Below are 20,712 nucleotides of genomic sequence, written 5' to 3'. Positions count from 1 at the left end.
GGATGAAGCCGGACGCACCCCTGCGTGAACCGAGCGGTCGATGGACTGCATGAGCAGAGGGATCAACGACTTACAAGGAACACGAAATGAAGTACTCGACAGGAGCGTACCGGCGTTACGAATTCGCCAAATGTTACAAAAGTTTGGACTTGAAAGCAACGGGTATTTTGCCGATATTCGGCATATGACCTGGATAGAATACTCCCGCCTACCGTCCGCCGCAGGCGGATACTCTGAATTGTTCCTTGATTTCATTTCCGGGGCCCCTCCGTCCCGCCCGTTCTACCCGATCAGCTTCCGGGAGAACAGCGGGTTCGAGGCGATCCTCCGGCTGCAGCAGGAACACACCCGCGACCGCACCGTGGTTGCTGGCGTGCTCCGGGAACAGAACGAGCGCCTGGGAGCGTCGCCCAGGACCATGCAGCATATCGCTGCGCTCGAGAACCCGGCCACGTACGCCGTTGTGACAGGCCAGCAGGTCGGCATTCTGGGGGGCGCATTCTACACCGTGCTGAAGACCCTGACAACCATCCAGCTCGCGGCACGGCTGCAGGAGAAGTATCCCCTGTTCACATTCGTGCCGGTCTTCTGGCTCGAAGGTGAGGATCACGATTTCGCCGAAATGCACTACGCGCAGTTCCCGGATCCTTCCGGGACACTCGCGAAATTCGAGTACCTCCCCGGGGGCATCCTCCCGGAACGGAACCCGGGTCCGGTCGGTGAGATCCGCTTCGACTCCTCGATGGCCGGCGTCCTCGATGCAATGGAGAAGGGACTGCAACCCACCGAATTCACGGCGTCCCTCATGGCCTCGATCCGGGAATGCTACGCCGAAGGGGTCTCCTTCAATGAGGCGTTCGCACGCTGGCTCAACCGCCTCTTCCCCGATGATGGATTGGTCTTCATGTCCGTCAATCATCCGGCCCTGAAGAAGCAGCTCTCCCCTCTCTTCTTGCGGGAGATCACGGAATTCCCTGCATCATCGCAGATCGTGATCGGACAGAGCGCAGAGCTCGAGAAGACGTACCATGCGCAGGTGAAGCCGAAGTCCGTGAACCTCTTCCTCTTTCACAAGGGCGGACGGTACTCCATCGAACCCCGGGAGCACGATTTCAGTCTGCGGGGCACGCGGCATTTTCTCACGCCCGAAGAACTTGCAACGATCGCGAGGGACACACCGGAGCAATTGAGTCCGAATGTCATCCTGCGCCCGATCGTGCAGGACACGCTTCTCCCGACCGTCGCGTATGTTGCCGGCCCTTCCGAGGTTGCCTATCACGCGCAGCTCACGCCGCTGTATGCACACTTCGGGGTGCCGCAGCCGATCCTCTACCCGCGAGCGAGTGCAACGGTGGTCGAGGAACGCGTCCGGCGGGTTCTCGAGAAGTATTCCCTGGAGATCCAGGAACTGTATGGCGACCCCACGGTCCTGACGAACCGGATCCTCGAACAGATCTCCGAGATCAAACTGGACGATCTCTTCGATCGCACGGGAAAAGGCATTCAGACGCAGTTGAATGAACTGCGATTCGGCCTCAAGGAACTCGATCCGACGCTGCTGGGTGCACTGGAGAATGTCGCCGGGAAGATCGAAGGAAGCCTCGGCCAGTTGAAGGAGAAGAGCATCGGGGCACAGAAGAAGCGGAACGAGACCGCAGTACGGCAGATCGAACGTGCCGTAGCTTCGGTCCTCCCCGGAGGAACGCTGCAGGAACGTCAGGTCAACATCGTCTATTTCCTGAACAAGTACGGCCCCGGCTTCATGAAGTGGCTTGCAGGCGAGATCGATATCAACGGCTTCCAGCACCAGGTCCTTTCGCTCTAGGAGCCTTCCCGCTCTCCCCGCGGCGCTCGCCGCGGGAAAAACAGAGGACGCAACAGATCCCCGGTTCACCGGTTCCCTGTTGCGTCCTTGTTCGTTACAGCAGGTGGCGCTTAACCTTCAGAGTGTTCGCCACCCTTATTCTCACCACCACGCGGACCGCTGCTGTGAGGCCGGCGATCGCCGTGAGGCCTGTCGCCGCCTTCGCGTCTCGGTGCGGGACCGCGTTCGTACGGCACATCGGGCTGCAGCACCGCCTTGCGGCTGAGCTTCCAGCGCCCCTGGTCGTCCTTGTCCACGATCTTCACCTCGAACACATCGCCCACCTTGCACACATCGGCGGGGTTCGCGACGCGTTTCACATCGAGCTGCGACACGTGCACGAGGCCTTCCTTGCCCGGCAGGAATTCCACGAACACACCGAAGTCCATGATCTTCTTGACGGTGGAGTTGTAGACCTTCCCGACCTCGGGCACCTCGGTGATCCTGCTGATCTCGTTGATCGCGCGGTCCGCGGCTTCCTTGGACGTCGCCGCGATCACGACCGAACCATCATCTTCGATGTTGATCTCTGCACCGCTCTCGGCAACGATCCGGCGGATGTTCTTCCCGCCCGGTCCGATCAGCGCGCCGATCATATCGGTGGGGATCTTCAGGGTGGTGAGGCGCGGCGCATATTGCGACATTTCCGTGCGCGGCGTCGAGATCGTTTCCGCCATCTTCCCGAGGATGTGCATGCGGCCTTCACGCGCCTGCTCGAGAGCATTGCGCATGATGTCCAGCGAGATCCCGCGGATCTTGATGTCCATCTGGCACGCCGTGATACCATCCTTCGTGCCGGCGACCTTGAAATCCATGTCGCCCAGATGATCCTCGTTCCCGAGGATGTCACTCAGGATCGCGACGCGGTCATGTTCCTTCACGAGGCCCATCGCGATGCCTGCGACCGGCTTCTTGAGCGGTGCACCGCCGTCGAGCAACGCGAGCGTTGCCGCACAGACCGTCGCCATCGAGGATGAGCCGTTCGATTCGAGGATATCCGACACGATCCGGGTCGTGTACGGGAATTCCTTCGCATCCGGCATCATGATCTTGATCGCGCGTTCCGCCAGGTTCCCATGGCCGATCTCACGCCGACCCGTGGTCCCGAGGCGCCCTACTTCACCGACCGAGAACGGCGGGAAGTTGTAGTGCAGCATGAACCGCTTCGAATATTCCGGCAGCAGACCATCGATGATCTGCTCGTCCAGCTTCGTGCCGAGCGTCAGGGTCGTGAGACTCTGCGTCTCACCCCGCTGGAACAGCGCCGAACCGTGCGTGCGCGGCAGCAGACCCACCTCGATCGTGATCGGGCGGATCTCACGCAGCCCGCGCCCGTCGAGACGCTTGCCATGTGCCAGGATCATCTCGCGCATCTCGCGATACTCGAGGTCGTGCAGAATGGTCTTGATCTCGTCCGCCTGATCCGGATACTTCTCGGCCAGGGCTGCAACGACCTCTGCCTGCATCGTTGCGGTACGTTCCGCGCGCTCTTCTTTGAGGAGCGGGGTCATCGCAAGCTCACGCGTGCGTGCGGCACCGAGGGCTTCGACGTCCGTCTTCAGGGCGGATGCGCCTTCGCTGGCAGGGGCCTGGCGTTTCTTGGCGCCGACCTCTTTTGCCAGTGCGGACTGGATCGTGCACATCTGGCGGATATACTCATGCGCGAACGCCAGTGCCTCCAGCATCTCCTGTTCGGAGATCTCCTGTGCCTCACCCTCCACCATCACGATCGAATCGTCCGTGCCGGCAACGGTGATGTCCATGTCGCTGGTCTGCAGCTGCGTGAACGTCGGGTTGATCACGAGTTTGCCATCGATGCGGCCGACGCGGACCTCGCCGATCGGCCCTTCGAACGGGACGTCCGAGATCATCAGTGCGGCGGATGCGGCAACCGCACCCAGCACATCGCCGTCATGCTCCTGGTCCGACGAGTACACGGTCACGATCACCTGGGTCTCGCACTGGAACCACTCCGGGAACATCGGACGGATAGGCCGGTCGATGATACGGGCGGAGAGGATCTCCTTTTCGGAAGGGCGCGCTTCGCGCTTGAAGAACCCACCGGGGATCTTGCCGGCCGAGGCCGCCTTTTCCCGGTACTCCACCTGCAGCGGGAAATAATCGATGCCGGGCTTCGCTTCCTTGTTGGCCACCACGGTGGCGAGCACCATGGTATCGCCGAACCGCGCCATCACGGCGCCATCGGCCTGTTTTGCGAACCGCCCGGTTTCCAACGAAAAGATCTTTCCGCCGATCTCTACTTCTTTTGTGACTTTCATGCTCTCTTCTTTCTGGTCGCTTTCGACCCTTGTGTCCTACTTGCGCAGCTGCAGCGCTTCGATGACCTTCCGGTAGCGGTCGATGTTCTTCTCACGGAGATAATCCAGCAAGCGGCGACGCTTGCCGACCATCTTCAGGAGGCCGACGCGCGAATGGTGATCCTTCGGAAATTTCTCGAAGTGGGGTGTGAGGTCGTTGATGCGTGCGGTCAGCAATGCGACCTGAACCTCGGGCTTCCCCGTATCCGCCGAACCGTTCCCGAACTTCGTGACGATCTCGGCTTTCATCTCCTTCGTTACAGCCATGACGTATTACTCCTTGTTTTGAGTTGACGAGTACGACAATGCCGATATCAACCGACGCGCATCCTCGCGGTCCCTGTCCAGCTGCTCTACCAGTTCCTGCACGGAGCCGAACTTCTTTTCGTCGCGGAGCCGCCGCAGAAACGTGACCGCAATGCGTTCGCCGTAGATATCGCGTGAAAAATCCAACAGGTGCACTTCAATGACGCGTTGCACGCCGGAACTGACCGTCGGCCGCACGCCAATATTCATGATGCCATATGCCTGCGTGACACCGACGCCGGCACGCACCACATACACGCCGTTGCCGGGGACGATCTTCTTCGTCGCGTCCGGATCCAGGTTCGCTGTCGGGAACCCGAGGGTCCGGCCGCGCCTGTCGCCCCCCACCACCACACCTGCAAGCTGGTACGGATGGCCCAGCATCCCTTCGGCGCGCGTGACGTCGCCCGCCTCCAGTGCCTGACGGATCCTCGTGCTGCTGATCGCCTCTCCATCGAGCGTCAGCGGATGCGCCGTGAAGACCGAAAAATCCAGGTCCCGACCGAGCGCCATCAACGACTCCGTCCCGGCTTCCCTGTCGCGGCCGAACATGTGGTCATACCCGACGACCACCTCGCTCACGCCGACCCGTGCATCGATGATGCTGCGGTAGAACTCGCCTGCGGTCATCCGGGAGAACTCCCAGGTGAACGGGATGACGAGGAACATGTCCACGTGCAGAGCATCGAGCAAGGCGATGCGTTCATCGAGCGTCGACAGCAGTTGCACCGGCCCGCGCGAGCGGGTCACCACCTCTTTCGGGTGCGGATCGAATGTCACCACCACACTCCGTCCTTCGCGCATGCGGGCGCGATGGACCACCTCGCGGATGATCTCGCGGTGTGCCAGATGAATGCCGTCGAATGTCCCGACGGTGACCACCGAGTTCTTTTCCCGGCGGAGAGATTCAAAGGAACGAAGGACGATCATACCCGGCGTGATTCCCCTGCCCGTTCGACCAGTTCTTCTACCGTCCGCGCATCTTCGATCCGGTACGGACCGATCTTCGTGCGCCGCAGCGCCGTCATCGTTCCACCGCATCCAAGCCGCTCACCGATATCGTACACAAGCGTGCGGATATACGTCCCTTTTGAACATGCAACCGTCATCACCACCTCAGGCATCGCGACGCGGTCCACCGTGAGCGATCCGATCCGGATCTCGCGGGGAGCCCGCTCCACTTCGATCCCCTTCCGCGCAAGCTCGTACAACCGCCTGCCGTCCTTCTTCACTGCCGACCACATCGGGGGGAGCTGCTGCTGCGTCCCGACGAATGCTCCCGCTGCAGTGCGCACCGCCGCTTCATCGATCCCGTCCGTCGGACGTTCCCTGAGCACCGGTGTTTCCGTGTCGTAGCTTGCCGTGACGATCCCGAGCCGCATGGTGGCCACGTATTCCTTGTCGAGGCCCATGTACTGCTCGATCTGCTTGCGCTTCCGCCCGGTGCAGATGATGAGCAGCCCCGTCGCGATCGGATCCAGCGTTCCGGCATGCCCCATCTTCAGACCGCCATACGCACGGTGCAGCTTGTTCACGACATCGAAGGATGTCCACCCTGCGGGCTTGTCGACCAGCAGGAGTTCTCCCGGATCTGCTGCAGCATCAGGAGCCGCTGTCGTCACCGTGCCCGCTGTCATTCTTGTGGATCTCGTTGATCAGCGTATTGATACGGTGCACCCGGTCCATCGTTGTGTCATGATAGAACTGGAGGTCCGGAGTATAGCGCAACGTGAGCTTCCGCCCCACCATGCCCCGGAGATGGGAACGCTCCTGTTCCAGCATCGCCATCGTCTTCTTCTGGACATCGGCCGCACCCATGATGCTGAACATCACCTTCGCGATCTTCAGATCGGGGGTCACGCGGACATCGGTCACGGTGATGAAGCCATACGCCGGATCGTTGTACTCCCGGATCAGTATGGCCCCGATCTCCTCCTTGATCACCGATGCCACGCGCTCTGTGCGGATCGACATGTCAGAGTTTCCGTTTGCTTTCCACGATCTTGAAGGCTTCGATCGTATCGCCGACCTTCACATCGTTGAAGTTGTCCAGCCCGATACCGCATTCGAAGCCGGCTTCCACTTCGCGGGCGTCTTCCTTGAACCGCTTGAGCGAACTGATCGTCCCCTCGAACACCTGGATGCCGTCGCGCAACAGGCGCACGCGGTTGTGCCGCGCGATCTTGCCATCCTGCACGTAGCACCCGGCGATGAGGCCGATCTTCGGTACTTTGAAAACATCGCGCACATCGATCGTGGCGACGATCTCTTCCTTTTTCTCGGGCGAGAGCATCCCTTCGAGCGCCTTGTGGATATCGTCGATGGCGTCGTAGATGATGTTGTACGTCCGGATGTCGACCTTTTCCTTCTCGGCCAGACGGCGGGCGTTGAGGTTCGGGCGGACACGGAAGCCGATGATGACGGCATTCGACGCGGCGGCAAGGATGATATCCGATTCGGAGATCGTCCCGACGCCGCTGTGGATGACGTTCAGCTTCACTTCCTTGTGCTGGATCTTCATGAGCGAATCGGCGAGCGCTTCCACCGACCCGTCCACGTCGCCCTTCACGATGACGCCCAGCTCCTTCACCTGTCCATCCTTGATCTGGCGCGAGATATCGTCCAGCGTCGTGAGATGGATCTGACGGAAATCCTGCTCGCGCTTGAGCTGCTGCCGGCGCAAGGAGATCTCACGCGCCACACGGTCGGAGTCGACGACCATGAAGGTATCGCCTGCCTGCGGGAATCCATCCAGACCGGTGAGCTGCACCGGGGTCGACGGGCCCGCCACTTCCACACGGTTGCCGCGCTCGTCGTACATGGCGCGCACTTTGCCGCTGAAGATGCCGGCGATGAACGGATCGCCGACCTTGAGGGTTCCCTTCTGCACCAGGAGCGTCGCCGTGATGCCCTTCCCCTTGTCCAGCTGCGCTTCCACGATGGTGCCGGAAGCGAGACGGTCAGGGTTTGCCTTGAGATTCAGCACGTCCGATTCGAGAACGATCTTCTCGAGCAGGAGATCGACGTTCTTTCCCGTCTTGGCGGACAGTTCGACGCACTGGTACTTCCCGCCCCACTCCTCAACGAGGATATTCTTCTCGGAGAGCTGCTGGCGGATGCGGTCGGGATTGGAATCCGGCTTGTCCGTCTTGTTGACCGCGATGATGATCGGCACGGCGGCGGCCTGCGCGTGGCTGATCGCCTCCAGTGTCTGGGGCATGACGCTGTCATCCGCGGCCACCACCAGGACAACGATGTCGGTGATCTGCGCACCGCGCGCACGCATGGCCGTGAAAGCCGCGTGACCCGGCGTATCGAGGAAGGTGATCTTCTGATTCGATGCTGTCGTCACTTCATAGGCACCGATGTGCTGCGTGATACCGCCGGCTTCACCGGCGACGACGTTCGCACTGCGGATATAGTCCAGCAACGACGTCTTGCCGTGATCGACGTGGCCCATGATGGTCACGACGGGCGCGCGCGGCTGCAGGGTCTCGGGCTCATCCACGGGCTCCGGGATCTCCCCTTCCTCTTCGACACCCGAAGAGAAGGTCACCTGGAATCCGAACTCATCCGCGACGAGAAGGATCGTATCCTTGTCGAGGCGCTGGTTGATGGACACCATGATACCGAGTTCCATGCACTTCTTGATGACGTCGGAGACGTTCACCTTCATGAGGTTCGCGAGGTCGTTCACCGACACGAACTCGGTGACCCGCAGGATGCCTTGCTCGCGCAGGGCTTCCTCTTCCTTACGCAGCTCTTCCTCTTCACGCTCCTTACGCTTGCGTTTCTTGAAGGCGGTGCGTCCGCTGACCGGCGTGTCGTCCATGGCGGCGAACGTCCGGCGGATAGCCTCCTGCACTTCCGACTGATTGACTTCCTTGTGCCGGAGCTTCTTCTTCTTTTTCTTCTTCTTGTCCTGGTCCTCGGTCTCCGGTGCCTTGGTTTCGGGCACAGCATCCCGGACCTTCTTTTTGACCTTCTTCTTCTTGTGATCGTCCGATTCGGCGGTCGTGGTCGCAGCCGCTGGCTGCGCCCCCTTCGCTGCCTTGCCGGGCGCCGGCTTCTTCGGCGCAAGATCCATCTTCCCCTTGATCGTGAGGCCGATCTTGCCGCGACGGTCCTTCAGGCTATCGAGAGGCGAACGGACATCCGAACGCACTTTGGCCGGCGGCGCTTCGGGTTTCACTTCTGCCACCGGTTCGGTAGCGGGCTCACCAGCGTCGGGCTCCTCGGCGTCAGCCGCCTGCACGGGCGCTTCGTCCTCAACGGCGGCCTCGGGAGCTTCCTCTTCGGCCACCGGTTCGGGTTCCGCCTCAACAGGTTCCTCGACCGTTTCTTCGACCGCCTCTTCCTCCACCGGAGTGGTATCTTCGACGGGCGCGACCTCGGGTTCGGGGGTCTCGGCGGCGGGCTCCATCTCGGGGGCCTCCTCCTCCACGACGTCCTTCGCGGGCACGTCAGCACGCGGCGCACCGTCGGCCTCTTCGGCCGCCTTGCGCTCCGCACGCTTCTTGCTCTCGCGGATCTCCTGGATCTTGCGCTGGTGCTTCTCTGCGACGTCCTTATCCTTCTTGAAGTGGATGAGGATATCGCGCATCATGTCATCGTCCACCGACGACATGTGCCCCTTGACCTCATGCCCCTTCTTGCGCAGGAACTCGATCAGCGTCTCATGAGAGATGTTGAGTTCCGTCGCAACCTTGTAGATCTTCTTTTTCTTTTCTACCGTCTCGGCCATGCGATTCCTTTACGAGTTCTTGCCCCCATCACCGGGCGCAGGCTGCGCCTGGTCGGTGGCTCCCGCTGCGGGTGCGGTGCGCGGTGCGCTCACGCCGCCCGGCGGCACATCGTCGGGTGTGGCCGTGGCGATCGGCTTGCCCGGCTCCACCTGTTCCTCTTCGTCCTCCACCTCGGCCTCTTCGAGATCGCGGCGGATCATGTCGCGGATCTCCTTGATCCTCGCCTCGTCCAACCCCTCGATCGCGAGCAGCGAGTCCATGGTGGCATTCAATACGTCTTTGGCCGTTTCAAGGCCGGCATTGATCAGCTTGTCGTACAACTCCGCACCGAGCTCAGGTTTGAAGTCCACCAACTCGATGTCGTAATCGTCTTCGTCGCCGCCCTCCTTGATGAGATTGATCTCATAGCCCGTCAGCTTGCTCGCCAGACGGATGTTCTGGCCGTTGCGTCCGATGGCCAGCGATACCTGGTCCGAGGCCACGAGCACGTTCGCGGTCTGGGCATCCTTGTCAACTTCCACGCCCTTCAGCTTCGCCGGTGCAAGTGCACGCGCGATGAACAGCTCGGGCACCTCCGCGTAGTTGATGACGTCAATGTTCTCATTGTTCAATTCGCGCACGATCGTATGAATGCGGACACCCTTCATCCCGACGCACGCGCCGACAGCGTCGATGCGGTCGTCGTGGGATTCCACGGCCACCTTCGCACGCTCACCCGGCTCGCGGGCGATACGCTTGATCTCGATGATGCCGTCATAGATCTCGGGGATCTCCATCTCGAACAGCTTCGAGAGGAACATGGGATCCGCGCGCGAGACGATGACGGCCGGATTGCCATTGTTCTTCCGCACTTCCTTGACGGCCGCGCGGATCGTATCACCCTTCTTGTACCGCTCCTTGAAGATCTGCTCGGCCTTCGGGAGGATCAGTTCGTTCCGGTTGTGGTTGATCAGGATCTCGTTGCGGCGGATCTGATAGATCTCGCCCACGATGATGTCACCGACCGTGTTGTTGTATTCGTTGAACATCAACTCGCGCTCGATCTCCTTGATGCGCTGGTTGAGGTTCTGCTTCGCGCTCACCACCAGGCGGCGTCCGAAGGAGACGAGGGGGATGACCTCTACATAGTCCTCGCCGACATCCAGGTCCTCGCCCGAGAGCTCTTTTGCCGTCTCGCGGTCGATCTGGGTCGCGGAGTTCTCGACGGTCTCCACGACCTCACGCTCGAGGAAGATCTCGATGTCGCCCTTGTCCATGTTGACGACCACATCGAACTTCGCTTCCTGGCCGTACTTCTTGCGGACCATCATCGAGAAGACATCCTCGACAATGCCGGCGAGAATATCCTTGTCGATCCCCTTCTCGCGGACCATCTGCGCGAATGATTCGACGATCTCCGAATTCATTACACCCTCCACATATGAGAACAGATTGTGCCCGGTGTCATCACCAGGGCAACACGATTCGAGCTTCACTGATCCCGCTGAACGCAAGCCGCACCGCAGTGCCGGACTTGTCCGTCAGCACCACCACATCATCCTCCACCGCCTCGAGTTTCCCCGTGACCGGCTCCGTCTCAGGCGCACCCGTCATCATGATCCGGAACGGGCGGCCCATATGCTTCTTGTACTGCCAGAGATACCGCAAGGGGCGGTCCAGACCGGGTGACGAGACCTCGAGCCGGTACTCCTCGGCGATCAGATCTTTCCCGTCCAGCTCACCGCTGATGCGCCGGCTCACTTCCGAACACATGTCGGTCGTGACCGGGCCCGGGGCGTCAAGATAGACTTCGAGAACAGGCCTGCGGTAGTGGCCGCGCATGACGACGTCCACCAGAACGGCCTGACTCTCCGTTACACTTGCTTCGATGATCTGCCGGATGGTATCCGGTAGCTGCATGGAGTTCCTGCTTGTGCAAATGAAAATAGCCCGTTACGGGCTATCTCTACAAACCGCATTATAGTAAGGGTTTCGCGCGTCAAAAGCAAGCAAAATATGAAACAAGAGCCCGTTTGCCCGCATCACAGGGACGAACTCGTCTTGCACTTGGTGCCGCAGGACGCTATATTTGCGCTTCACATGACACGTTCATACACATTTCGCGCGTTTCTGGGCATTCTTGGGGCCGTTGCGCTTCTCCTCATGGTCAACACCGCATCAGCCCAGGAGCCGTCCGCACGCCCGCCGGGCATCGCTTCCCCGGCCCCCCTCCGCCTGTGGCAATGGGAGCTATCGATCGGCCTCAGCCTCAGCACGCTGCCCCGGGTGATCGTCGAAGAGGAACTGAATCAGTCCCCCGCCCTCGACCTCCGATCCCGCCTCGGCCTCCCGTGGGGATTCAGCGCGGACGCCCGCCTGCTCATCCAGGTGCTCACCAACCATTTCGAGTTCGGCGGCAGCTGGTCGTTCGCGATCGGCCGTTTCGCCGTTTCCCTCGGCGACAACTCCGCATGGTGGTTCGGATTCCTCACCATCGACGGCTTTGACAACAGCGCGAACGGCTGGCTGAATTATCCCAACGTCTCTCTCGGATACGATTTCGGTCGCTTCCGTGTCGTCCTGCGCGCGGAAATGCTACTCGTCCTCTCCTTTCGTTCCTACGCGGGAGACTATCTCCTTTCATCCGACAAGAATGGGTTCGGTGGTTTCTCCTCGAGCGTGACGATCGAGCAGCCGTTCTGGAAGAACACCCACGTCCTGATCGGGTTCAAGGCATCCTACCTGAAATATTTCTATCAGTCCTGGTTCACCTACGAGACGTTCAACCGCTACCTCTTCATCCCCGAACTCTCCTTCGGATTCATCCTGTGACGCACCGTGCCGCCATACTGGCAGGATGCCTCCTTGCATTCGCCTCCTGCACGCCCGAGGATTCCGTCGTGATGCCGGATGACGCGTCCTACGGATTGCCTGCCGGCACGACACCACTTGCACCCGCATCGCGTAAGGTGCTCGAGGGCGTCTATCAGGTGATCGACAATGCAAAGCCCTTCGGCGAATTCCTCGTCCTCCGTTGGAGCTATGTGGCCACAGGTACCGATACCACGCACTATCTCTCCATGTTCGGCGCGCGCGGGGTCTGCTATTTCATCCTCGAGGGAGCACGCAGCGACTCCACCGTCCACTTCTCCGGCTACTGGAGGAGAATGACCTCCTTCGAGACCGGCAATGCTTCGTTCACCATCTCTCCAACGAATGGCGGCAGAGCCGTCACGGCGCTCTCCCCGCGTGCACAGCGTGATACGCTCACGATCACAGGGCGGTATGACAACGGGAACGGAACCCAGGCCGAGACGTTGAATCTTCGTTACCTCCGGCCTCTCTACATCACGACGCCTTTCGCCATCATCGCACACCGGGCGGGGGGCCGCAATTCGGACCTCTTGCCGGCGAGCGAGAACACCGTGGACATGGCGCTGCACGCCGAACGCTTCGGTGCCAACGGGATCGAGATCGATGTGCGCATGACCACGGACAATGTTCCCATCCTCTTTCACGATGAGGACCTGAATCTCCGGCTCAACATCAAGAACGGCCTCACCGGGCCCGTGGAATCCTATTCGTATGTACAGTTGCAGGCGTTCGTCCGGCTCCTCCATGGCGAGAGTATCCCGACCCTGAAAGAGGTCCTGGATGCCGTCATCGACCGGACCAACCTCCGTATCGTCTGGCTCGACATGAAATCGGCACGGCCCTCCATGAGCGCTGTGCGTGCAGTGCAACGTGCAGCCATGGCCCGCGCCAATGCCCAGGCAGCCCTCGGGAAGCGAAATCCCCTGGTCATCCTCATCGGCCTTCCGGATGAAGAGAAAGTGGATGAATACATGACCCTGCCGGACCGCGCCGAGGCGTACGCCATCTGCGAACTCGGCCTGGATCAGGTCCGCCGTACTTCCGCGACAGTGTGGGCGCCGCGCTGGACCATGGGCACCCCCCCGGCGGACGTTGCACAAATGCACGCCGAGGGGCGCAAAGTCCTGGTCTGGACACTGGACGTCCCGCAATACATTGCGCAGTTCGTGCAACAGGGAGAGCTGGACGGGATCCTGTCGAATTATCCTTCCAGCGTCGCGTTCATGTATTTCGCCCGGCCTCCCCAATGAACCACATGAAGGCCATGTCCCGCATCTGCACCCTTGCCCTCGCGATCGCGATCTCCTTCGCCGACATGCCTGCCTATGCACAGCCGCAAACCGATTCTACGTTCGCGGTCGTTCTGTACGGTGGCGCGGGCATCACCCGCTACGTCGCAGCGATCAACACTCCCGTGGGGATCAGGGCTTCGCTCCACCCCGGCGGCGCCGCGTTCAGCTTCCGCGCGATGTGGTATCCTGACCATCTTCTCCGGATCGGGATAGAAACGGGATGGGTGCGGTTCTACTCGTACACACTCCATGGTGCTGCCGATGGGAACCTGTATACATCAGCGGCTCCCCTGCTCCTGGTGTTCTCCATGCCGGTGACAGATCGATTGAATGCGTACGTGGGGGGAGGCGGGTACTTCGTATCGTCGAAGCTGGACTTCGAAGGGGTCGTGCGTGAAACGCAGTTCAGTCAGGGGTATATGCTCGGGGCATCCTACCACTTCCCGCTGAACCAGGCGTTCGGCCTCGCCGCGGAAATGAAGTGGTACAACGCCAGCGAATTCGAGGATGGGACCTTCTGTGCTCAGGTGATGGTGGTCTGGCGATGCCTCTCCTGGTAGCCCCTCATGTGAGGGGGGACGTCAGGACGCGCACGAGACGCGTTGCAGCATCCTGCACATCCTGCGCACTGACATCCAGGTGCGTCACCGCCCGCAACGTATGGTCGCTCGCCTGACTGAGGCGTACGCCGGCATCTCCAAACCGCTTTGCCCATTCCCCCGCACCGATGCCCGTTCCCGTGGTATCCATGATGACGATGTTCGACTGCACCGTGGCCATGTCGATGGCGACGCCCGGTACGGCACCGACCGTTCCGGCGAATGCACGGGCACGTTCATGATCATCCGCGAGCCGGGCAACGTTGTGGTCCAATGCATAGAGCCCCGCCGCCGCAAGGATCCCGGCCTGCCGCATCCCCCCGCCAAAGATCTTCCGGTAGTGCCGTGCCTCATCGATGAAGTCCTTTGACCCGGCGATCACGGAGCCGACCGGAGCACCGAGCCCTTTCGAAAGGCACACCGACACGGAGTCCACGTGGCGGCAGTACCCGGCCGCATCCACTCCCGTTGCCGCACAGGCATTCCACAGGCGTGCACCGTCCAGGTGCACCTTCAGTCCCGCACCGTGGGCGAACTGCGCGATCGAGGCGAACGCCTCCAACGGATACACCGCGCCACCCGCACGATTGTGCGTATTCTCGAGGCAGAGGAGGCGGGTCTTCGGCATATAATAGATGTCCGGACGGATCGCCTGCTGCACATCGTCCGCCGACAGCACGCCGCGCGTCCCCTTCACCTGGAAGATCTGCACGGATGAGAGGAACGCCGCACCGGCCGTCTCGTAAAAGAACACATGCGCTCCGGCCTCTGCGATCACCTCATCGCCGGCATGGGTATGTGTCTTGATGCAGAGCTGATTCCCCATGGTCCCGCTCGCAACGAACAACGAGCGCTCCTTCCCGAGGAGTTCGGCCACCCGGTCCTGAAGCCGGTTCACCGTCGGATCTTCACCGAACACATCGTCACCGACCTCCGCTTCGGCCATCGCCTGGCGCATGGCCTTCGATGGACGCGTGAGGGTATCGCTTCTAAGATCGATCATTGCTGCTGCCATGCGAGCGTCCGTTTTCGGGTAAGGAACGATTGTCCGAGTCCTGCTGCGAGTGCGACCACCGAGAGCCAGAGGCACATGTCGCCCAGCAGGTCCCCATGTTTCGTATAGAACGTCTGGTCCGTGCTCCGCACGATGCGGCTGCTCAACAACCGCTCGGTGAACAACGTCGTGGCACCATGGGCACGCCCGAAAGGATCGATCGTGCACGAAATGCCCCCCACGGCACACCGTGCGATCCACCGGCGGTTCTCCACAGCACGCAGCACGGCGATCTGCTGGTGCTGATACGCACCCGACATGTGGTCCCACCAGCTGTCGATGGTGATGAGCGTCATAAATTCCGCCCCGCGCCGCACGAACCCGGCAACGAAGCCCGGATACGTGGATTCGTAACAGATGATCGTCGAGAAGCGGGCTCCGGTACGTACATCATGGAAGATCGTGGTGTCCGGCCCGATCTGCCACCCTCCGATGCCGACATCCCAGCGAAGGAAATCAAAGAACTGGAACATGTCCGCATAGGGAATTCGCTCGGCGAAGGGCACCATCTTCATCTTGCCGTACCACGCGGGAGCCACCGTGTCGGGCTGGATGAACGCTGCGGCGTTGTACCAGTCGTATCTCGTGCCGCTCACCTTCTCTCTCCGGGCACTCTTCGGCGCGCTCGCAGAGTCCGCATACACGACCTTATGCGGCAATCCTGTGAGAAGCGAGGTGTTCCAGGTGGAGAGGTGTTCTTTGATCGACGACAGGACCGGGGCATTCTGGGAGCCGAGCACATCAAGTGGTGCAGCGGTCTCCGGCCAGAGTACGATATCCGGCCCCGGAGACCCCACACTGTCCATGAGCCGTTTGGTCAGGTCCATATAGAGCGCATGGGTTTCGAACCCGTTTGCCTTCCACTTGTCCCAGGGGTCAACGTTCGACTGGATGATGCCTACGTTCAGCCCACGCGGATCATCCGGGGCAACCTCTCCGGCAGATGCGTTGGCAAGGACGAAGAGTCCATACACGGACGGTGCGAGTGCCACGACGATCGTCGCAACGGCGATCACCCGTGTCGACGTGCGCCAGCTCGCGCGGAGGTCTTCGATGACCCGGAAACAGACGATGTACACGAGGACATTCACCGCGAGGAGCCAGAACGAGAGCCCCCACACACCGGTGTACTCGATGAACTGGATCCTTGCAAGATCGAACGTTTGACTGTTGCCGAGGGTGAGCCACGGGAACGACCATTCACTCAACGAATGACTGTACTCGTAACCCACCCACAGGAAGGGCAGAAAGAACAATGCCCGTGCGGGGCCGAAGTGCTTCCGCAGGAGAAGGAATACGCCCATCGGCAGGTAATAGAAGAACGGATGGATGAGAATGGTGACGGTGCCGGCGATCATCATATAGGGATCGTTGCCGTGCGCATACCCGCCGGTCCAGTTGATCGTGATCGCGTGGAACACGAGCATGGCAAGATACACATAGCGCAGCGGTACACGAATGCCATCCAACCCCCGCAGGGCTGTCAGCAGAGGCACGAGTCCGAAGGCTGCAAGGAATCCAAGGTGGAACGGCGGGAAGGAAAAGCCGAGCATCACTCCCGACAGCATCGCGAGAAGGAGGCGGTGCCACCGTTTCAGGTCCACGACTTCGTCACGCATGCGGGGTTCCTCCTGCGGGTTCCAGCTTCAACCATGGTGCGACCGTACGCCCGGCGAGTGCCCAGGCCTGGAGGATGACCGATGCGACGCCCCACCCGATGAGCCCCCCGCCAACGATATCCAGAGGGAAGTGCACGCCCACCGCAACGCGGGAGAATGCAACGAGGGCGGCCCACACGAACAACCATATCCTGGCCCGCCGGTAGAAGAACGCGAAGAGCGTCGCCACCGCGAAATTGTTGACGGCGTGCGAGGAGGGGAACGCTCTCCCTCCCCCACAGCCCACGAGCAGATGCACATTCGCAACGACGGGGGCGCCCTCCACCGTATGACATGGGCGCGGCCGGTCCACAAGGGGCTTGATCACGAAACTACTGAGCTGGTCGGAGCACACGATCACCAGCACAAGGAGGAGCGCCGCGGTGCGGCCACGCTTCCCACCCCTGATCATGAGCGCGAGCCACACACCGACGAGAAGGATGCGGATGTACAGGTTCTTGTCGTAGTCCGTGATGAACGGCCACACCAGATCGCCGAGCGGCGTCGCGATCGTGGCATTCAGGAAAACGAACAGCGTCGTATCGACACCAAGGAGGATATCCATCAGAGTTTGGGCTTGCGGCCATTCGTCCGCTTGTACACGAACCGCGCCGCCCAGACAAGGACCACAAGAACGACGATGGTCGTCACGATCTGGCTGTACGTCGAGATGAAGAAGCTGATGCGGTCCCAGTTCTCCCCCAGATAGTATCCGGAAAGGATCAGGATCGCGTTCCACACCAGAGCACTGATGAAGCACAGGCCTGTTGTGGGCAGGAGTTTCAGCTCGGACATCCCGGCAAAGAACGAAACCACGGCGCGTGTTCCGGTCAGGAACCTGTTGATCACGATGATCATGTAGCCGTATTTCTGGAACCATCGCTCGACGCGGTGAACCTGTTCAAGGGGAAGGAACTTGATCTTTCCTTGCTCCAGGATGTGGTCACCGAACCAATCGCCGATCTTATACATGATCATGAAACCGAGCGTGCTGCCCGCGGTCGCGCTCAGCAAGGCGGGGATGAACGACACATGTCCCATGCCCACGAGCGTCCCGGCCGCGACGATCATCACGTCGCTGGGTGACGGCGGGAAGAGATTCTCCACCAGGGCCAGGCCCATGACCAGGGCATAGACATACAATGGATCGATGCTGCTCAGATACTGGAAGGCTTCTTGCACGGAACGTCCTTGCGTGTGAAGGGCTACGGGAGTTGGACGAGAGCCGCGACCGCATGGGCGGCCGCGCCTTCACGACGGCCGACGAAGCCCATGCCTTCGCCGGTGGTGGCTTTGATGGAGATGCGGCCGGGATCGACCCCCAGCGCTGCACCGATGTTCTCCTGCATCCGGGGAACATGCGGAAGGATCTTCGGAACCTCCAGGATGAGCGTGGCATCAATGTTCACGAGGGCGTACCCCTTCGCTTCGAGAAGCCGGCCGACATGTGCGAGGAGGTGAACACTGGAGATCCCCCGGTACTGCGGGTCGGTGTTCGGAAAATGCTTCCCGATGTCGCCCAGTGCCGCCGCGCCGAGCAGCGCGTCCATGATGGCATGGATCAAGACATCGGCATCCGAGTGGCCGTCGAGGCCATGCGTGTGCCCGATCTCCACACCGCCGAGCACGAGCGGACGGCCCGTGATGAGCCGATGGACGTCATAACCGAATCCGACGCGCGGAATGGAATTCTCAGCGGATCTCAAAGGGCCTCGTGTCCTTCCGTGGTTGTTGCCATTCGATGTGAAGGTCGCGCACCTGTGCGGAGCGCGGACCCACCTTCACGTGGGCGATCAACGCTTCGAGGAGCGACCGATCGCCTTCGGCCTCGATCTCCACGGTCCCCTCCGGCCGGTTGCTGACATGGCCGCGGAGGCCGAGCGCCCCCGCCTCGCGCGCCACGAACCACCGGAATCCGACACCGTGGACGAGTCCGTGGACGATGATGTGCACGCGCGCTTCCATTACACCGATCGCCCTATGATACACCTGCACTGTCTGAAAGTCAAGATGCACTCCCCAGCGAGCGATTGAGCAACGGGATGTTGTCCGAGAGTTCGGACAGCAGCACCCCGCCGATGATGAGGGCACCGCCGACGATGCCGGCGGTTCCCAGGACCTCGCCGAGGATGAAATACGAGAGGACCGCGGCAACGACCGGCTCGACCGAGAAGATCACCACCGCGCGCGTCGGTGTGGTCTCCTTCTGGTAACGGGTCTGGACGTATGTCGTGAGCAGGGTCGCGAACAGGGTCAGGTAGAGCATCCCGCTGACCGCCGTGATGTCGTAGACGAAATACACGTGCTCAAATCCGGCGGTGGCGATCACCGCGAACACCGTCGTCGCCGCCATCTGCATGAACAGCAATTGCACGGCGGACATATCCCGCGAGATGACATCGAGATAGACGATGTAGATCGCGAAGAGCACGGCACAGACCAGCGTGAGTGCATCCCCGCTGTTGAGCGCAGCCCCTTCTGGCGAGGTCAGCAGCCAGAGGCCGCCCACCACCACGAAGATGCCTGCAATGTTGCCGATCTTCGGCGGTTTCCGTTCGATCACGAACTGCAGGAGCGGAACAAACAACACCATGAGTCCGGTAATGAATGCCGATTTCGAGGCCGTGGTCACCGTCAGCCCGATATTCTGCGCCACGAATCCAAGGAAGAGGAAGAGCGCGAGCACACTCCCCTTCCCCACGGCACCCGGAGGGAGCGGGAAGATCCGCTTCCGGAAGAACAGGAGCAGGATCAGCGTCCCCAGCGAGAACCGGATCGCTACAAGCAAGACGGGCGAGACGAACTCCATCGTGAGTTTCACGATGGGGAACGTCCCGCCCCAGATGAGGGTCATGGACAGCAGCGCTGCCTCAGCCCGGGCCTTCGATGTCACGATGCGATCGCAGCTCCTTACATCTTCTCATACTGCTGGAACATCGTGCCCCATGGCGTTGTCGCACGCCAGTTCTCGAACGTCGCGCGGTCCTTCAGCGGCCAGCGGTAGTAATCGTGGTACGCTTCCGAGGCGAAGATGAACGCGTGGACGAGGGGGGTGTGAAAGAAGAGTTTCTGCGCGAACTTGAGGGGTCCGAACCACGCCAGGTTGCCGAACATGCTGGCGCCGTTGTTCCCGACCTTGAAGCCCCACGATTCGTTGCTGATGTCCGCACCCACGATCTCGATCTCGCGCGGATCCCCGACCCCGAGGCCGTCCTCGTGCGCGACGCGGATGAACTCGATCGACATGGGATCGAAGCCCATCATCTTCGCGGCAACGGCATCGATGGCGGTCTGGTCGGCACTCGCGAGGATGTAGTCCTTCACGACCGGGAACATCGTACGCGGCCCGGGGCCATTGCCGACCGTGGTGCCATCCATGAATGCGAACACGCCGGCATGGATCTCCTTCTGGATCGCCAGGAGGTCAACCAGCGTCCGATGGATCCAGGAATGCGTGTAGTGCCGCTTGGTATTCAACAGCCCGCCGAACGCGTTCTTCATGGCGCCGGTGGTCGTGGAGTAGATGTGGCACTTCACGGTCGGCAGGTGCACGATATTCTTGCCGGCGAAGTAATCCGGTATGCGGATCCCTTCGGGGAAGATCCGGTCGAGGACGTGCATCTTTTTCTTCGGCGTGATCGGGACCCACTTCATGTCCGCATCCCGGAAGTTGAAGAGCACGGGGATCTGATATTTCTTGAAGATGGGCACGTAGCGGTTCAGATCCTCGCCCTTGAAGGCATCCGTCACCACGGTCTTGTTCTGGACAGCGGTGATGTCCTTGTAGCCGGCGTTCTTCAGCGCGATAATGGACCCTTCCAATTGCCACGGCGTCGTATTCGCCGCCGGGAACGGGAAGTGCCATGAAATATTGTCCTTCAGGATCGTCGTCGCATTCTTGCTCAACGCCTGCTCCATCCCCGCCAGTTCTGCAAGACGCGCGTAGTCCTGCAACACGGTTGCAGGGGTCGTTTTCAAAACGGCGACTTTGGATCTGGTCATTGCTTCCTCATCATGTGATAC

20 protein-coding genes are annotated in these 20,712 nt (G+C 60.9%); 4 read left to right on the top strand and 16 right to left on the bottom strand.

Features of this window, described 5'->3' with window-relative positions; all coding sequences use genetic code 11:
* The first annotated feature begins 184 nt into the window (after positions 1-184).
* On the top strand, positions 185-1,825 hold the full coding sequence (gene bshC / locus IPI01_02455) for a bacillithiol biosynthesis cysteine-adding enzyme BshC (GenBank protein MBK7256686.1): 1,641 nt from the start codon (positions 185-187) through the stop codon (positions 1,823-1,825).
* A 110-nt stretch (positions 1,826-1,935) separates the two neighbouring features.
* Here bshC and pnp read toward each other — a convergent pair whose 3' ends face one another.
* The 8 genes from pnp to IPI01_02415 are packed head-to-tail and all read right to left on the bottom strand — an operon-like array spanning position 1,936 to position 11,132.
* Positions 1,936-4,143, bottom strand: a complete 2,208-nt coding sequence (gene pnp, locus IPI01_02450) for a polyribonucleotide nucleotidyltransferase (protein ID MBK7256685.1) — start codon at positions 4,141-4,143, stop codon at positions 1,936-1,938.
* A 36-nt stretch (positions 4,144-4,179) separates the two neighbouring features.
* Positions 4,180-4,449 carry a 30S ribosomal protein S15 gene (gene rpsO, locus IPI01_02445; GenBank protein MBK7256684.1) on the bottom strand — a complete coding sequence of 90 codons (270 nt, stop codon included), beginning with the start codon at positions 4,447-4,449 and terminating at the stop codon, positions 4,180-4,182.
* A 6-nt stretch (positions 4,450-4,455) separates the two neighbouring features.
* Positions 4,456-5,418: a bifunctional riboflavin kinase/FAD synthetase gene (locus tag IPI01_02440; GenBank protein MBK7256683.1), complete on the bottom strand. Its 963-nt coding sequence runs from the start codon at positions 5,416-5,418 to the stop codon at positions 4,456-4,458.
* Complete coding sequence (gene truB, locus IPI01_02435) at positions 5,415-6,125, bottom strand: tRNA pseudouridine(55) synthase TruB (protein MBK7256682.1); 711 nt, start codon at positions 6,123-6,125, stop codon at positions 5,415-5,417. The genes IPI01_02440 and truB overlap by 4 nt, the downstream gene beginning before the upstream one ends.
* Positions 6,091-6,462 (bottom strand): 30S ribosome-binding factor RbfA, encoded by a 372-nt coding sequence (gene rbfA / locus IPI01_02430; protein MBK7256681.1) that lies wholly within the window; start codon positions 6,460-6,462, stop codon positions 6,091-6,093. The genes truB and rbfA overlap by 35 nt, the downstream gene beginning before the upstream one ends.
* 1 nt (position 6,463) lies before the next feature.
* A complete protein-coding gene (gene infB, locus IPI01_02425) occupies positions 6,464-9,232 on the bottom strand; it encodes a translation initiation factor IF-2 (protein ID MBK7256680.1) in 2,769 nt (922 codons plus the stop codon).
* 9 nt (positions 9,233-9,241) lie between these two features.
* Positions 9,242-10,639: a transcription termination/antitermination protein NusA gene (nusA, locus tag IPI01_02420; protein MBK7256679.1), complete on the bottom strand. Its 1,398-nt coding sequence runs from the start codon at positions 10,637-10,639 to the stop codon at positions 9,242-9,244.
* A 40-nt stretch (positions 10,640-10,679) separates the two neighbouring features.
* Complete coding sequence (locus tag IPI01_02415; protein ID MBK7256678.1) at positions 10,680-11,132, bottom strand: hypothetical protein; 453 nt, start codon at positions 11,130-11,132, stop codon at positions 10,680-10,682.
* A gap of 180 nt (positions 11,133-11,312) precedes the next feature.
* On the opposite strand from IPI01_02415, the gene IPI01_02410 reads away from it, so the two are divergent.
* From IPI01_02410 to IPI01_02400, 3 genes are read left to right on the top strand one after another with little or no spacing between them, the layout of a single operon-like run.
* Positions 11,313-12,044: a hypothetical protein gene (locus tag IPI01_02410; protein MBK7256677.1), complete on the top strand. Its 732-nt coding sequence runs from the start codon at positions 11,313-11,315 to the stop codon at positions 12,042-12,044.
* Complete coding sequence (locus tag IPI01_02405; protein ID MBK7256676.1) at positions 12,041-13,336, top strand: glycerophosphodiester phosphodiesterase; 1,296 nt, start codon at positions 12,041-12,043, stop codon at positions 13,334-13,336. Before IPI01_02410 ends, IPI01_02405 begins: the two co-directional genes overlap by 4 nt.
* A gap of 5 nt (positions 13,337-13,341) precedes the next feature.
* Positions 13,342-13,938 carry an outer membrane beta-barrel protein gene (locus IPI01_02400; GenBank protein ID MBK7256675.1) on the top strand — a complete coding sequence of 199 codons (597 nt, stop codon included), beginning with the start codon at positions 13,342-13,344 and terminating at the stop codon, positions 13,936-13,938.
* A 4-nt stretch (positions 13,939-13,942) separates the two neighbouring features.
* Here the strand turns inward: IPI01_02400 and ltaE are convergent, their stop codons facing one another.
* Genes ltaE through IPI01_02360 form a run of 8 tightly spaced genes read right to left on the bottom strand, consistent with a single transcriptional unit; the run spans position 13,943 to position 20,691 of the window.
* Positions 13,943-14,992, bottom strand: a complete 1,050-nt coding sequence (gene ltaE / locus IPI01_02395) for a low-specificity L-threonine aldolase (protein MBK7256674.1) — start codon at positions 14,990-14,992, stop codon at positions 13,943-13,945.
* Entirely contained in the window at positions 14,977-16,650 is a 1,674-nt protein-coding gene (lnt, locus tag IPI01_02390; protein MBK7256673.1) for an apolipoprotein N-acyltransferase, read from the bottom strand. The genes ltaE and lnt overlap by 16 nt, the downstream gene beginning before the upstream one ends.
* Positions 16,643-17,254 carry a phosphatase PAP2 family protein gene (locus IPI01_02385; GenBank protein MBK7256672.1) on the bottom strand — a complete coding sequence of 204 codons (612 nt, stop codon included), beginning with the start codon at positions 17,252-17,254 and terminating at the stop codon, positions 16,643-16,645. Before IPI01_02385 ends, lnt begins: the two co-directional genes overlap by 8 nt.
* Positions 17,254-17,871 carry a DedA family protein gene (locus tag IPI01_02380; protein ID MBK7256671.1) on the bottom strand — a complete coding sequence of 206 codons (618 nt, stop codon included), beginning with the start codon at positions 17,869-17,871 and terminating at the stop codon, positions 17,254-17,256. Before IPI01_02380 ends, IPI01_02385 begins: the two co-directional genes overlap by 1 nt.
* 23 nt (positions 17,872-17,894) lie before the next feature.
* Complete coding sequence (locus tag IPI01_02375; GenBank protein MBK7256670.1) at positions 17,895-18,374, bottom strand: 2-C-methyl-D-erythritol 2,4-cyclodiphosphate synthase; 480 nt, start codon at positions 18,372-18,374, stop codon at positions 17,895-17,897.
* A 7-nt stretch (positions 18,375-18,381) separates the two neighbouring features.
* Positions 18,382-18,642 (bottom strand): acylphosphatase, encoded by a 261-nt coding sequence (locus tag IPI01_02370; GenBank protein MBK7256669.1) that lies wholly within the window; start codon positions 18,640-18,642, stop codon positions 18,382-18,384.
* 52 nt (positions 18,643-18,694) lie between these two features.
* Entirely contained in the window at positions 18,695-19,582 is an 888-nt protein-coding gene (locus IPI01_02365; protein MBK7256668.1) for a DMT family transporter, read from the bottom strand.
* A 17-nt stretch (positions 19,583-19,599) separates the two neighbouring features.
* Positions 19,600-20,691 carry a DUF362 domain-containing protein gene (locus IPI01_02360; protein MBK7256667.1) on the bottom strand — a complete coding sequence of 364 codons (1,092 nt, stop codon included), beginning with the start codon at positions 20,689-20,691 and terminating at the stop codon, positions 19,600-19,602.
* Positions 20,692-20,712: the final 21 nt, after the last annotated feature.

Source organism: Ignavibacteriota bacterium (genome assembly GCA_016707525.1).
Lineage (GTDB): Bacteria > Bacteroidota > Ignavibacteria > UBA10030 > UBA6906 > JAGDMK01.
Note: the sequence above shows the minus strand (reverse complement) of the source record. Positions and strands in the feature narration are given on the sequence as shown.